This is a genomic window from Pseudomonas sp. S1_G07, assembly GCF_054668565.1.
Genome location: NZ_CP162778.1, coordinates 505,219 through 517,502 on the forward strand (window position 1 = coordinate 505,219; position 12,284 = coordinate 517,502).

Sequence of the window (12,284 nt, forward strand, 5' to 3'; positions counted from 1 at the left end):
TTGAGGTGTTTCTGAATCAGCGTACGACGCCCTCTTCCACCAACAACTTGAGAATCGCCTGCGCGCCCTCTTCGGCGCTCACGCCCTTGAGCACCTGCCCACCGCCGCCGCTGGCCTTGGCCGTGGCGGCTTTCATGCGGTCGGCACCGCTCTTGGCCTTGATCACCTTGAGACGCTTGGGCCGGGGTTTGGCCGGTTGCAGCAGGGCGCCGGTGAATAACTCGTCCTCTTCAACTTCGACTTCATGGGCCGCCAACTCACCGCGTTGCGCCGGGCCGTACGCGCTTTGCCGAGGCTTGGGCGCGGCGTTATCCACCGTGGCCAAAAACGGCAAGCGCACCTTCAAGCGCCGCCGCTGACCGCGCGGCAAGGCTTGCAGCACATGGGCCACGCCCGACTCGATCGACTCCACCTGCGCCAAGCCGACAATCAGCGGCCAGCCCAATTGCTCGGCCAGCAAAAACGGCAGCATGCCCGAGCCTTCACCGGTTTCCGCCTGGCTACCGGTCAACACCACCTGGGCACCCGCCTCGCGCAGGTAGTCACTGAGCACCGGCAGCGCGTCGGCACCGGCCGGTTGTTCCAGCACATGCAGTTGCGCCAGGCCCATGCCCAGGTAGCTGCGCAAGGTGGGTTCGGCAATGTTGCCGGCATGCAGCACCTGCAGCTTATCCCCCGCCATTTGCAGGCCCAGTTCCACGGCGCGCGCATCTTGCTCCGCACGCCGCGGGCGCCCCGACGTGGGGTGGGCGCCGATGGATACCAGGCTGATTACATTGGTCGTCATGGCCATATCCTTTGCTTAAGCCGCATCGCGCTTGGCGCCGTTGCGGTAGGCCTCGACCGCATCGATCAAGGCTTGCAGTATCGCGGCGCTTTCGCCGATCACCGACAGGTCGGCACGCTTGATCATGTCGCAGCCCGGGTCGAGGTTGATCGCCACCACCTTGTCGCAGGCACCAATGCCTTGCAGGTGCTGGATCGCCCCGGAAATCCCCACCGCCACATACACGCGTGCGGTGACCCAGGTGCCGCTGGCGCCGACCTGGCGATCACGCGCCATAAAGCCATCGTCCACCGCCACCCGCGATGCGCCTTCGGTGGCGCCCAGTGCAGCGGCGGTCTGGTGGAACAGTGCCCAGTCCTTGACCCCGTTACCGCCGGAGAAAATGAACTCCGCCTCGGCCATGGGAATCGCTGCCGGGTCCACCGCCACCGCGCCGAGGTCTTCGATGCGCGGCAAGCTGCGAGCCAGGGTTGTGGATAACTCCACGGGCAAGGCTTCGTGGCGTGTTTCGCTGACCGGATCGGCACATTCAACCGCGGCGAGAATCAGGCGTGGCAATGGCCGCACCAAATCCTCCTGGCCGGCACCGGCGCGGCCGATGCACTCCTCGCCCTTGATCTGCCAGACCCGCGTGGCCGGGCGCTCCTTGAGGCTGGCGGCAAAGCGCCGGCCCAACTCACCCCCACCGCTGCGGCTATCGGGCAGCAACCAGTGGCGTGGGTTGAACTGGTTATCCACAGCACGCAAACCTTGCACGCGTTGCTCCGGTGAATAACCGTCGAACTCATGGCCTTCCAACACCAGCAGGCGGTCGACACCGGCCGTGGCAAACGCGCTTTCCTTATGCTCGCCAAACACCACCGCCAACACCGCGCCGTCGTTGCCCGCGAGTTGTCGCGCCAGGCCCAGCAGGTCACGGTCGTGGCTGCTCAGGCGGCCGCCGACCATGTCCGGCACCACGTTGATATAGAACGCAGGTGCCGGCACCTGATGCAGCGGCAACTGCACCTCCACCGCCGCCGTACGCTTGGCCGCGCCGCCCTGCTGGGCGCCGCTGCGGTCGATACGCTTGATGCCGTTGGGGCCGATAAAGCCCACGCCATGCACGTTTTTGCGGATGACGCCGTTGGGCCCCATCCAGCTGTGTTGTACCGGCTGCATTGCCGCATGCAGTGGGTGCAGGCGGTTGCGGGCGATCCATTCAGCCCGTGGGTCGCGGCGGATAATGTCGCTCATCAGTGCACCTCCGCAGGTTCAAGCTTGTTGGGAGCTTTGGTCGGTGCGACGTCTTCCAGCAAGGCGTCGGCCACCAGTTCGGCGATGTCCTTGATCAATGGACGCGGTTCGACCACGCCTTCGAGCATCGCGGTGCACTGTGGGCAACCCACGGCGACCAGTTCGGCGCCGGTTTCACGGATGTCTTCCATGCGCATATCCGGGATCCGTTGCTTGCCGGGAATATCGGTAATCGGTGCACCGCCGCCGCCGCCGCAGCAGCGCGAGCGGAAACCGGAGCGTTGCATCTCCTTGACCTCGATGCCCAGCGCCCGCAGCACTTGGCGCGGGGCCTCGTACTCGCCGTTGTAACGGCCCAGGTAGCACGGGTCGTGGTAGGTCACGCTATTACCCTTGTGCTGGCCCAGGTTCAGCGCGCCATCACCGATCAGCTCGGCCATAAAGGTGCTGTGGTGCTGCACGTGGTAGTTGCCGTTGAAGGCGCCGTACTCGTTTTTCAGCACATGGAAACTGTGCGGGTCGCAGGTGACGATACGCTTGAAGCTGTACTTGCCCAGGGTCTGGATATTACGCGTGGCCAGCAACTGGAAGGTCGCTTCATCGCCCAGGCGTCGCGCCACGTCGCCGCTGTCGCGCTCTTCCAGGCCGAGCACCGCGAAGTCGACCTTGGCCGCCTTCAATACTTTGACGAATGCACGCAAGGTGCGCTGGTTGCGCATGTCGAAAGCACCGTCGCCCACCCAGAACAGCACATCGGTGCTGCCTGTGTCGCTGAGCAACGGCAGGTTCAGGTCCGCCGCCCAGTTCAGGCGACCGCCTGGCGCGAAACCGCCAGGGTTGTCGGTGGCGATCAGGTTTTCCAGGACTTCGGCGCCTTTGTTCGGCGTGGCGCCTTTTTCCAGGGTGAGGTGGCGGCGCATATCGACGATGGCGTCGACGTGCTCGATCATCATCGGGCACTCTTCCACGCAGGCACGGCAGGTGGTGCACGACCACAAGGTCTCGGCGTCCACCAGGCCGTTGACGATGGGCTGGTGCGGGTTACCGCCGTGTTCGCCGATCGGCTTGCCTGGATAAGGGCTGCCGGCGAACTTGGCATCGGTGCCGCCGGCCAGGCCGACCACCATGTCCTGGATCAGCTTTTTCGGGTTCAACGGCTGGCCGGCGGCGAAGGCCGGGCATGCCGCTTCGCACTTGCCGCACTGCACGCAGGCATCGAAACCGAGCAGTTGGTTCCAGGTGAAATCCTTGGGTTTTTCCACGCCCAGCGGCGCGGTTTTGTCGCTCAGATCCAGCGGTTTCAAACCGGTGGAGCGGCCACCACCAAAACGTTCGGCGCGACGGTGCCAGGCCAGGTGCAGGGCACCGGCGAAGGCGTGTTTCATCGGCCCGCCCCAGGTCATGCCGAAGAACATCTCGGACACGCCCCACAGCACACCCACGCTCAACAGCGCGGCCAGCAACCAGCCACCGAAGTCCGCCGGCAGAATACCCGCCACTGGCAAGGTCACCAGGAAGAAGCTCACCGAAAACGCCATCAGGCTTTTCGGCAGGCGCATCCACGGCCCCTTGGACAGGCGCGAAGGCGGGTTGCGGCGCCGCAGGTAAACGAAGGTGGCGCCGACAAACATCAGCACCGAGGCCAGCAGCAAGGCATAACCGAGGATGCGGTTATGCAGGCCGAAGCCGTGTACCAGGATCGCCAGCAACGCCGACAGCACAAAGCCCAGCGCGGTAGCGACGTGGGTGTTGGCGATGTATTTGTCGCGGGCGACCACATGGTGCAAGTCGACCATGTAGCGCTTGGGCATGGCCAGCAGGCCGCCCAGCAGGTCGACTTTGGAAGCCCGGCCACGGCGCCACATGTTGACTCGGCGCAGGGCACCGAGAACGGTGAGGCCCAGGGCCGCGAACAGGAGAATAGGCAGCAAGGTGTTTAACATTGAGGTGACCTCAAGCGGCAAGTTTTAAGCTACAAGCGGCAAGTCAAAGCCGGTCACCCACTGCTCTTTCTTGCTGCTTGAAGCTCGTGGCTCGCAACTGTTCTTAAAAATCCTTGCACAAGCGCAGGGCGTCATAGATCGCAGCATGGGTATTACGCTGCGCCACACAGTCACCAATGCGGAACAGCAAGTACCCCTCGCCCGCCTCGCTCAGGCACGGTTGCGGCTGGATCGCGAACAACGCTTCGACGTCGATCTGGCCCTTGTTGCGCGATCCTTCCTTGAGGCCGTAGTAAATGGCCTCGTCCGGGCGCACGCCGTTTTCCACCACGACCTGGTCGACCACCCGCTCCTCTTTAGCGCCGGTGTATTCGTTCTCCAGCACCGCCACCAGCTTGTCGCCCTCGCGGTAGACCTTTTCCAGCATCATGTCGCCGGTCATGATCACTTCCTTGGGGTACATGCTGCGGTAGTAGGTGGGGAACGACGTACCACCGATCGCCACGCCCGGCTTGATGTCGTCGGTGACGATTTCCACCTGGCTGCCCTTATCGGCCAGGAAGTCGGCCACCGACATGCCGGTGAACTCACAAATGGTGTCGTAGACCAGCACGTTCTTGCCCGGCGCGACTTTGCCGTCGAGTACGTCCCAACTGCTGACCACCAGGCCTTCAGCCGCGCCCCAGTGTTCGTTCTGCTCGATAAACGGATGCCCGCCCACCGCCAGCACCACCACGTCCGGACGCAGGTCCAGGATGGTCTCGGCATCCGCCGCTACGCCCAGGCGCAGGTCGACTTTCAAGCGCGCCAGCTCCAACTGGAACCAGCGGGTGATGCCTGCGATCTGGTCACGCTGCGGGGCTTTGGACGCCGTGGTGATCTGCCCGCCGATAAATTCTTTCTTCTCCAGCAGGGTCACGTCGTGGCCACGCTCGGCCGCCACGCGCGCCGCCTCCATCCCGGCAGGGCCGGCACCGACCACCACGACTTTGCGCTTGGGCCCGGTGGATTTCTCGATGATGTGCGGCACGCCCATGTATTCACGGGAGGTCGCGGCGTTCTGGATGCACAGCACATCCAGGCCCTGGTATTGGCGGTCGATGCAATAGTTGGCACCGACGCACTGCTTGATCTGATCGATCTGGCCCATCTTGATCTTGGCGATCAAGTGCGGGTCGGCAATGTGGGCACGGGTCATGCCGACCATGTCCACATAGCCGCCTTCGAGAATGCGCGTGGCCTGGTTCGGGTCCTTGATGTTCTGCGCATGCAGCACCGGGACCTTGACCACTTCCTTGATACCGGCCGCCAGGTGCAGGAACGGCTCCGGCGGATAGCTCATGTTGGGGATCACGTTGGCCAGGGTGTTGTGGGTGTCGCAACCCGAGCCCACCACACCGATGAAATCGAGCATGCCGGTGTCGTCGTAATACTTGGCGATCTGCTTCATGTCCTCGTGGGACAGGCCGTCCGGGTGGAACTCGTCACCGCACAGGCGCATGCCCACGCAGAAGTCATCACCCACTTCGGCGCGTACGGCCTTCAACACTTCCAGGCCGAACTTCATGCGGCCCTCGAAGGTGCCGCCCCATTCGTCGGTACGCTTGTTGACCCGTGGGCTCCAGAACTGGTCGATCATGTGCTGGTGCACGGCGGACAGTTCCACGCCGTCCAGGCCCCCGGCCTTGGCACGTCGCGCGGCCTGGGCGTAGTTGCCGATCACGCGCCAGATTTCTTCCGGCTCGATGGTCTTGCAGGTGGCACGGTGCACCGGCTCACGCACGCCGGACGGCGACATCAGGGTTGGCCAGTTGAAGCCGTCCCACCGCGAGCGTCGGCCCATGTGGGTAATCTGGATCATGATCTTGGCGCCATGCTTGTGCATGGCGTCGGCGAGGTTCTGGAAGTGCGGGATGATGCGGTCGGTAGACAGGTTCACCGAGCTCCACCATTCCTGCGGGCTGTCGATGGCCACCACCGAGGAGCCGCCGCAGATCGCCAGACCGATGCCGCCCTTGGCTTTCTCTTCGTAGTACTTCACATAGCGGTCGGTGGTCATGCCGCCGTCGGTGGCATACACCTCGGCGTGGGCGGTACTGAGCACGCGGTTGCGGATGGTCAGTTTGCCGATCTGGATCGGCTGGAACATTGCTTCAAAAGCCATGGCACGGTCCTCGGCTTACAGCGGCTTGACGGTGAACAAACCATCATCGTGGCCCTCTTCGGAGCCTCCGTAGACTTGTTCGGCGACGGTGCGGATCTTGCTGCCACGTGCTTCAAGGATCTGGTCCATGGCGCCGGCAAACCAGCCGGTGAACATGTAGTCCACTTTGCGCCCGACCTTGCCGTACACGTAGACGAATGCCGAGTGCTCGAGCTTGACGCTGGCGGTGCCTTTGTCCAGGTCGATGGACTGGATCTTGAACAGGCCCCAGCCGCGTTGCGACAGGCGCTTCATGTAGTGCTCGAACACCGCGACGCCTTCCAGGCCGTGGCATTCGGCTTCTTTTTCACACCAGTGCCAGGCGGATTTGTAGCCGGCCTTATAGAGGATCTCGGCATAGGCCTCGGCGCCCAGTACTTCTTCGATGCCCATGTGGTTGTTGACGAAGAAATGGCGTGGCACGTACAGCATCGGCAGGGCGTCGGAGGTCCAGACACCGGTTTCGCTGTCGACTTCGATGGGTAATTGCGGGGCGATCTTGGCCATGGAAACTAAACTCCAGAAAATTCGTGGTGGTGTTGCCCAGGGGTGTTTGGCTTATTCGCCCCACACGTCCTTCAAGACGTTGACCCAGTTCTCGCCCATGATCTTGCGTACCACGCGCTCAGAGTGGCCGCGCTTGAGCAAGGTCTCGGTGAGGTTGGGGAACTCGCCCACGGTGCGGATGCCCAGCGGGTTGATGATCTTGCCGAAGCTGGTCAGCCGGCGGGCGTAGCCCTTGTCATGGGTCAGCATTTCGAAGAAATCCTGGCCATGGCCCTGGGTGAAGTCGGTGCCGATGCCGATGGCGTCTTCACCGACGATGTTCATGGTGTATTCGATGGCTTCGGCGTAGTCGTCGATGGTCGAATCGATGCCTTTGGCCAGGAACGGCGCGAACATCGTCACGCCGACAAAGCCGCCGTGGTCGGCAATGAACTTCAGTTCTTCATCGGACTTGTTGCGCGGGTGCTCTTTAAGGCCGGACGGCAGGCAGTGGGAGTAGCACACCGGTTTTTTCGATTCGAGGATGACTTCTTCGCTGGTCTTGGAGCCGACGTGGGACAGGTCGCACATGATGCCGACGCGGTTCATCTCGCCGACGATCTCGCGGCCGAAGCCCGACAGGCCGCCGTCGCGCTCGTAGCAGCCGGTGCCCACCAGGTTCTGGGTGTTGTAGCACATCTGCACCACACCGACGCCGAGCTGCTTGAAGATCTCCACGTAGCCGAGCTGGTCTTCGAACGCATGGGCGTTCTGGAAGCCGAAGATGATGCCGGTCTTGCCCAGCTCCTTGGCGCGACGGATGTCGGCGGTGGTCTTCACCGGGATCACCAGGTCGCTGTTCTCACGGATCAGGGTCTGGCTGGCGACGATGTTATTGATCGTGGCCTGGAAGCCTTCCCACACCGACACGGTGCAGTTGGCGGCGGTCAGGCCACCTTTGCGCATGTCCTCGAACAGGTCGCGGTTCCATTTGGCAATAATCAGCCCGTCGATAACGATGCTGTCTGCATGCAATTGCGCTGGGCTCATCAGGCGTCCCCTTATTGGCGATTCATGCGCCGAATCGTCTGCCGGCGCTTTGGGGCCAGCATATGCCCAGGGGCCGACAGAGCCGGGTGCAAAAACGACAGGGGAATTGCCGAAAGCGTCAATCCGCGACAAAGGCTGTTAAGAGGTGTCTGACTGGCGGCTGTTATTTGTCTTACGCTTGAGCCAGAATTCGGCCATTACCTGATATGAGACGGCGCAATGAAATCGATTTTCCTGGCTTTGGCACTCATCGCAACCGGCGTGCACGCCGCCGAAGACACCGACAGCACGCCGTGCGATGGCATCGAAAACGACAAGCAGACCCTGGAGTGCGCCACTTACAACAAAACCACCGCTGAGCAGTTGTTGAAAGATAACTACCAGGCCCTGCTGGAACGCATGGGTTCCACCTATGGCAGCGACAAGACCAAGCTGGCCGACATTACCGCTCGTCTGAAGGATGCCCAGCAGAAGTGGGAAAAACTGCGTGACGCCGATTGCGCGGTAGACACCTTCCCGGCGTTGACCGGCACCAAGGCCTATGCGATTGCGCAGAATGACTGCCTGGCGCGGATGAGTGATGAGCGGTCGGAGTTTTTGGAGTCGATTGGCCAGGAATAAGCGACAATCGCTGCAACTTTCCTCTTAACCAAGGCTATTCATGACTATCTGCGGCATCGAAATCAAAGGCAGCGAAGCCCTCATCGCCGTTGCCTCCCTGGACAACCAGGCGCCAGCCCATGTCGCCCTGGCCACCAAGAAAATTGCACTTGAAGACGACGATGAAGCGGCCAACGTCAAAGCCTTCGCCGCCCAGGTGAAGGCCTTCGTGCAGGCCAACGCTATCACCCGCATCGCTATCAAGAAACGCAGCAAGAAAGGCGAGTTCGCCGGTGGCCCGACCACGTTCAAGATTGAAGGGGTGTTTCAGTTGCTGGACGGGGTTGAGGTGACGCTGCTGTCGCCACAGACCATCAATGCGCAGAACAAGAAGCACACCTTTGAACTGCCGGCGACGTTGAACAAGTATCAGCATGAAGCCTTTAAAGCGGCGTGTTCGGCGCTGATGAAAAAGTAAGCCACAGACAACATCCAGTGTGGGAGCGGGCTTGCTCGCGAATGCGGTGGGTCAGTCACGAATGCAACAACTGACACTCACTGCATTCGTGAGCAAACCCGCTCCCACATTTGATGTGTGCAGTGTCTTTAGCCAGGTGTACGGTTCTTGTACAGCAGCCAATCCCCGAACGACTTGTCTTCCAGGGCATACCCGCCCCGGCTCGACTTCCACACCAGTTCCTTGTCGCGCAGGGCATCGATACAGGCCTGAATGGTCTGGGTACCCGGCACCACATCGCTGCCCATATCCTCCAACGCCTGGCTGACCGCGGTAATCGTGCTGTCGGTAAACGGCGCAAAGGGTTCATTGCCTTGCAAGCGCTCCGCCATCACTTTCAGTACCGCACGCTGGGGAACGGTCAGGGCGTTCCAGGCGCTTTCGAACTCGGTCCATACGCCAGCGCGCAGCAGTTCGGCGCGACTGTGCAGCAACTGGCCCAGGTTGCTCGCCTCGCCCAGCTCCAGTGCCACCTCGCCAATGATGGTGCGCAGCATCTCGGGGCGACGGCCGACCAGCTCAAAGGCTTCGTCGATATCCGCCGCGTTGAATTGATTGTCCTGGGCCAGGTGCGCGTTGAGGTGGCGGGTGTAGGCCTGGGTGAATTCCTTGCCCAGCAGCGGGAACGGCGTGATGCTGGAGCCGAAGAACGGCTGACTCTTGCCCAAGACCAGATGGGCCAGCTTGTCGCGGTTGGAGCCGGTAAACACCAGGCGCAAACCGCTGCCGTCCTCGTCACGGCCTTGATTGAGCTGATCCCGGGCGGCCTTCAGCGCGAACATCGCATTGATACCTGAGTCGCTGGTCAAGGCGTGCTGTGCTTCGTCAATCACCAGCACGACAGGTTTTTCCGCCGCGCGGTGGAGCAACTCCAAGGCCTGGGTCAACGTCGCGCCAACAGGCAATTGAGGCTTGCTGAAGTCCCAGGACAGGGTACGCAGAAAGCTCAGTTTCTCGATCCCAATGTTCTTGGCCAGCTTGCGAATGCCCTTTTCATAGGGGACCAGCGCGGCGGCAATCGCGCTGGCAATCAACTCCGCTGGATCCTTCTCTTTGTCAGCCCACAGATCGACATACACGGTAAGCCACCCTCGAAGCTGACACTCCGGGATCAGGTCTTCACGCAAAAAAGTACTTTTGCCCGTACGACGCGGCGCCGCGAGAAACAGGCCGGAAGTGAAATCCTGGATACCAGCGCCCACCAGGCCGTCGGCAATGCTGCTTGCCAGGGTGGGACGGCGGAATACAAAGCCGTTCTGTTTGGACATGGATTTATACTCAATTATGGAAAGAACTATAAATTATAGTCACGAGTATAATTAACTATAATTGCCCGTCAAACCACCTCCCGTCGCCGATCCTCCCGCGGGCATTTCGCAAACCGTGCCCGATAACTGCGGGTGAAATACGATGGCGATTCAAACCCGCAGGCAATGCTCACCTCCAGCACGCTCATGTCGCTCTGGCGTAGCAGTTGCCGAGCTTTCTCCAGGCGCAGGCTGAGGTAGAAGTTGCTCGGGGTGTCGTTCAGATGCAAGCGAAACAGGCGTTCCAACTGGCGCCGGGTGACCTTGATCGCCTCGGCCAGGGCCAACGTGCTCAAGGGCGGTTCGGTGTGCTGCTCCATCTCGCCGATCACTTGCACCAATTTCTTGTTAGTGATGCCGTAGCGCGTGGCGATTTGCATGCGCTGGTGGTCTTTGCGCGGGCGGATGCGACCCAGTACGAACTGTTCGGACACCTGGATCGCCAGGTCGGGGCCGTGGGCCTGGGCGATCAGGTCGAGCATCAGGTCGATGGAGGCGGTGCCGCCGGCGCAGGTGATGCGGCGGCGGTCGATCTCGAACAGTTCCTGGGTCACCGTAAGGTGTGGGTAGGACTCCTTGAAGGCATCGATGGCTTCCCAGTGCAGGGTCAGGCGATGACCGTCGAGCAGGCCCGCTTCGGCGAGCACACACGCGCCGGTGTCGATGGCGCCGAGGGTCACGCCGTCATGGTCGAGGCGACGCAGCCAGTGCTCCAGGGCCGGGGTGGCGAACTGCAGCGGCTCGAAGCCCGCCACCACCAGCAGGGTCGCGCCTTTTTTCAGCGGTTCCAGCGCGGCGTCGGCGTTGACCGACATGCCATTGCTCGCCAGCACCGCGCCGCCGTCGGCGCTCAATACGTGCCAGCGGTACAGCTCGCCGCGAAAACGGTTGGCCACCCGCAGCGGTTCCAGCGCGGAAATAAAGCCAATGGCCGAGAACCCCGGCATCAGCAAAAAGTAGAAATCCTGGGACATGGTGACGCTCTCGTCGGACGGGCAGCGTGGCACTGTGATACTCCCGTTCAGGGGCGGATTCAAGGGGGCAGGTCGCTGCAGTGCAAGAGCCGGTCGCCACCGTGCGTTTTGTCGCCTCCTGGCTTGCGTAACGTGGCTGCACGGCGCACAAAGACGCCGGACCCCACAATAACGACCTGCCGAGGGATCCACCATGAACCGACTGATCCGCCGCTGTGTACTTGCACTCAGCGCCAGCGCCATCTTGAGCACCAGCGTATTCGCGGCCGATGCACAATCCTGCCAGAACGTGCGCATGGGCGTGGTGAACTGGACCGACGTGATCGCCACCAGCGCCATGACTCAAGTGTTGCTCGACGGCCTCGGCTACAAGACCAAACAAACCAGCGCCTCCCAGCAAATCATCTTCGCCGGTATCCGCGACAAGCGCCTGGACCTGTTCCTGGGTTACTGGAACCCGCTGATGACCCAGACCATCACGCCGTTCGTCGATGCCCAGCAAGTCAAAGTCCTCGACAAACCCAGCCTGGCAGACGCCCGCGCCACCCTGGCGGTGCCGACTTACCTGGCGGACAAGGGCCTGAAAACCTTCGCCGACATTGCCAAGTTCGAGAAAGAACTGGGCGGCAAGATCTACGGTATCGAGCCGGGTTCGGGAGCCAATACCCAGATCAAAGCGATGATCGCCAAGAACCAGTTCGGCCTGGGCAAGTTTCAGCTGGTGGAATCCAGTGAAGCCGGCATGCTCGCGGCGGTCGACCGCGCCGTGCGCCGCAAGGAGGCCGTGGTGTTCTTCGGCTGGGCGCCGCACCCGATGAACGTCAACCTCGCCATGACTTACCTCACCGGCAGCGACGATGCCCTGGGCCCGAACGAAGGCATGGCCACCGTCTGGACCGTGACGGCGCCAACCTACGCCGAACAATGCCCCAACGTGCACACACTGCTGACCAACCTGACCTTCACCGCCGCCGACGAGAGCCGGATGATGCAGCCGCTGCTGGATCACAAGGACGCCCTTGAGTCCGCCAGGCAGTGGCTCAAGGATCACCCGCAAGACCAGGCGCGCTGGCTGCAAGGGGTGACCACCTTCGACGGCAAACCGGCGGCGGCCAACCTGCAACTGAGCAGTCAATAACGCTTCTTGAATCACCGTTTCGCGGTCATTGGCGACCGCGAAC

11 protein-coding genes are annotated in these 12,284 nt (G+C 62.0%); 3 read left to right on the forward strand and 8 right to left on the reverse strand.

The genetic code is table 11. From position 1 onward, the window contains the following. Positions 1-16: 16 nt before the first annotated feature. From etfB to AB4O05_RS02425, 6 genes are all read right to left on the reverse strand, one after another. Complete coding sequence (gene etfB / locus AB4O05_RS02400; protein WP_460133419.1) at positions 17-787, reverse strand: electron transfer flavoprotein subunit beta; 771 nt, start codon at positions 785-787, stop codon at positions 17-19. 15 nt (positions 788-802) lie between these two features. Beyond that, on the reverse strand, positions 803-2,023 hold the full coding sequence (gene etfA, locus AB4O05_RS02405; protein ID WP_460133417.1) for an electron transfer flavoprotein subunit alpha: 1,221 nt from the start codon (positions 2,021-2,023) through the stop codon (positions 803-805). Then, on the reverse strand, positions 2,023-3,966 hold the full coding sequence (dgcB, locus tag AB4O05_RS02410; RefSeq protein ID WP_460133415.1) for a dimethylglycine demethylation protein DgcB: 1,944 nt from the start codon (positions 3,964-3,966) through the stop codon (positions 2,023-2,025). Before dgcB ends, etfA begins: the two co-directional genes overlap by 1 nt. Positions 3,967-4,069: 103 nt before the next feature. Continuing rightward, positions 4,070-6,130, reverse strand: a complete 2,061-nt coding sequence (gene dgcA, locus AB4O05_RS02415) for a dimethylglycine demethylation protein DgcA (protein WP_460133414.1) — start codon at positions 6,128-6,130, stop codon at positions 4,070-4,072. A gap of 15 nt (positions 6,131-6,145) precedes the next feature. After that, the gene (locus AB4O05_RS02420) at positions 6,146-6,676 is read right to left on the reverse strand and encodes a DUF5943 domain-containing protein (protein WP_460133412.1); all 531 of its coding nucleotides are present in this window, start codon (positions 6,674-6,676) and stop codon (positions 6,146-6,148) included. A 51-nt stretch (positions 6,677-6,727) separates the two neighbouring features. Beyond that, the gene (locus AB4O05_RS02425) at positions 6,728-7,705 is read right to left on the reverse strand and encodes a dipeptidase (RefSeq protein WP_460133410.1); all 978 of its coding nucleotides are present in this window, start codon (positions 7,703-7,705) and stop codon (positions 6,728-6,730) included. Between the two features lie 219 nt (positions 7,706-7,924). Here AB4O05_RS02425 and AB4O05_RS02430 point away from each other — a divergent pair, with 219 nt between their 5' ends. Both AB4O05_RS02430 and AB4O05_RS02435 read left to right on the forward strand, forming a co-directional pair. Further along, positions 7,925-8,326 (forward strand): lysozyme inhibitor LprI family protein, encoded by a 402-nt coding sequence (locus AB4O05_RS02430; RefSeq protein WP_460133407.1) that lies wholly within the window; start codon positions 7,925-7,927, stop codon positions 8,324-8,326. A gap of 40 nt (positions 8,327-8,366) precedes the next feature. Further along, entirely contained in the window at positions 8,367-8,783 is a 417-nt protein-coding gene (locus AB4O05_RS02435) for a DUF3010 family protein (RefSeq protein WP_460133404.1), read from the forward strand. Between the two features lie 128 nt (positions 8,784-8,911). Here AB4O05_RS02435 and AB4O05_RS02440 read toward each other — a convergent pair whose 3' ends face one another. Both AB4O05_RS02440 and AB4O05_RS02445 read right to left on the reverse strand, forming a co-directional pair. Then, entirely contained in the window at positions 8,912-10,090 is a 1,179-nt protein-coding gene (locus AB4O05_RS02440) for an AAA family ATPase (protein ID WP_460133401.1), read from the reverse strand. 68 nt (positions 10,091-10,158) lie between these two features. Then, positions 10,159-11,103, reverse strand: a complete 945-nt coding sequence (locus AB4O05_RS02445) for a GlxA family transcriptional regulator (protein WP_460133400.1) — start codon at positions 11,101-11,103, stop codon at positions 10,159-10,161. Between the two features lie 193 nt (positions 11,104-11,296). Between AB4O05_RS02445 and AB4O05_RS02450 the strand changes: the two genes are divergently transcribed. Next, positions 11,297-12,241 (forward strand): choline ABC transporter substrate-binding protein, encoded by a 945-nt coding sequence (locus AB4O05_RS02450; protein WP_460133398.1) that lies wholly within the window; start codon positions 11,297-11,299, stop codon positions 12,239-12,241. Positions 12,242-12,284: the final 43 nt, after the last annotated feature.

Bases quoted from the DNA above. Each gene is read 5' to 3' on its own strand.
- AB4O05_RS02425 (WP_460133410.1), bottom strand. From the start codon at position 7,705: ATGAGCCCAGCGCAATTGCATGCAGACAGCATCGTTATCGACGGGCTG.
- AB4O05_RS02445 (WP_460133400.1), bottom strand. From the start codon at position 11,103: ATGTCCCAGGATTTCTACTTTTTGCTGATGCCGGGGTTCTCGGCCATT.
- AB4O05_RS02440 (WP_460133401.1), bottom strand. From the start codon at position 10,090: ATGTCCAAACAGAACGGCTTTGTATTCCGCCGTCCCACCCTGGCAAGC.
- dgcA (WP_460133414.1), bottom strand. From the start codon at position 6,130: ATGGCTTTTGAAGCAATGTTCCAGCCGATCCAGATCGGCAAACTGACC.
- AB4O05_RS02450 (WP_460133398.1), top strand. From the start codon at position 11,297: ATGAACCGACTGATCCGCCGCTGTGTACTTGCACTCAGCGCCAGCGCC.
- dgcB (WP_460133415.1), bottom strand. From the start codon at position 3,966: ATGTTAAACACCTTGCTGCCTATTCTCCTGTTCGCGGCCCTGGGCCTC.
- etfA (WP_460133417.1), bottom strand. From the start codon at position 2,023: ATGAGCGACATTATCCGCCGCGACCCACGGGCTGAATGGATCGCCCGC.
- AB4O05_RS02430 (WP_460133407.1), top strand. From the start codon at position 7,925: ATGAAATCGATTTTCCTGGCTTTGGCACTCATCGCAACCGGCGTGCAC.
- etfB (WP_460133419.1), bottom strand. From the start codon at position 787: ATGACGACCAATGTAATCAGCCTGGTATCCATCGGCGCCCACCCCACG.
- AB4O05_RS02435 (WP_460133404.1), top strand. From the start codon at position 8,367: ATGACTATCTGCGGCATCGAAATCAAAGGCAGCGAAGCCCTCATCGCC.
- AB4O05_RS02420 (WP_460133412.1), bottom strand. From the start codon at position 6,676: ATGGCCAAGATCGCCCCGCAATTACCCATCGAAGTCGACAGCGAAACC.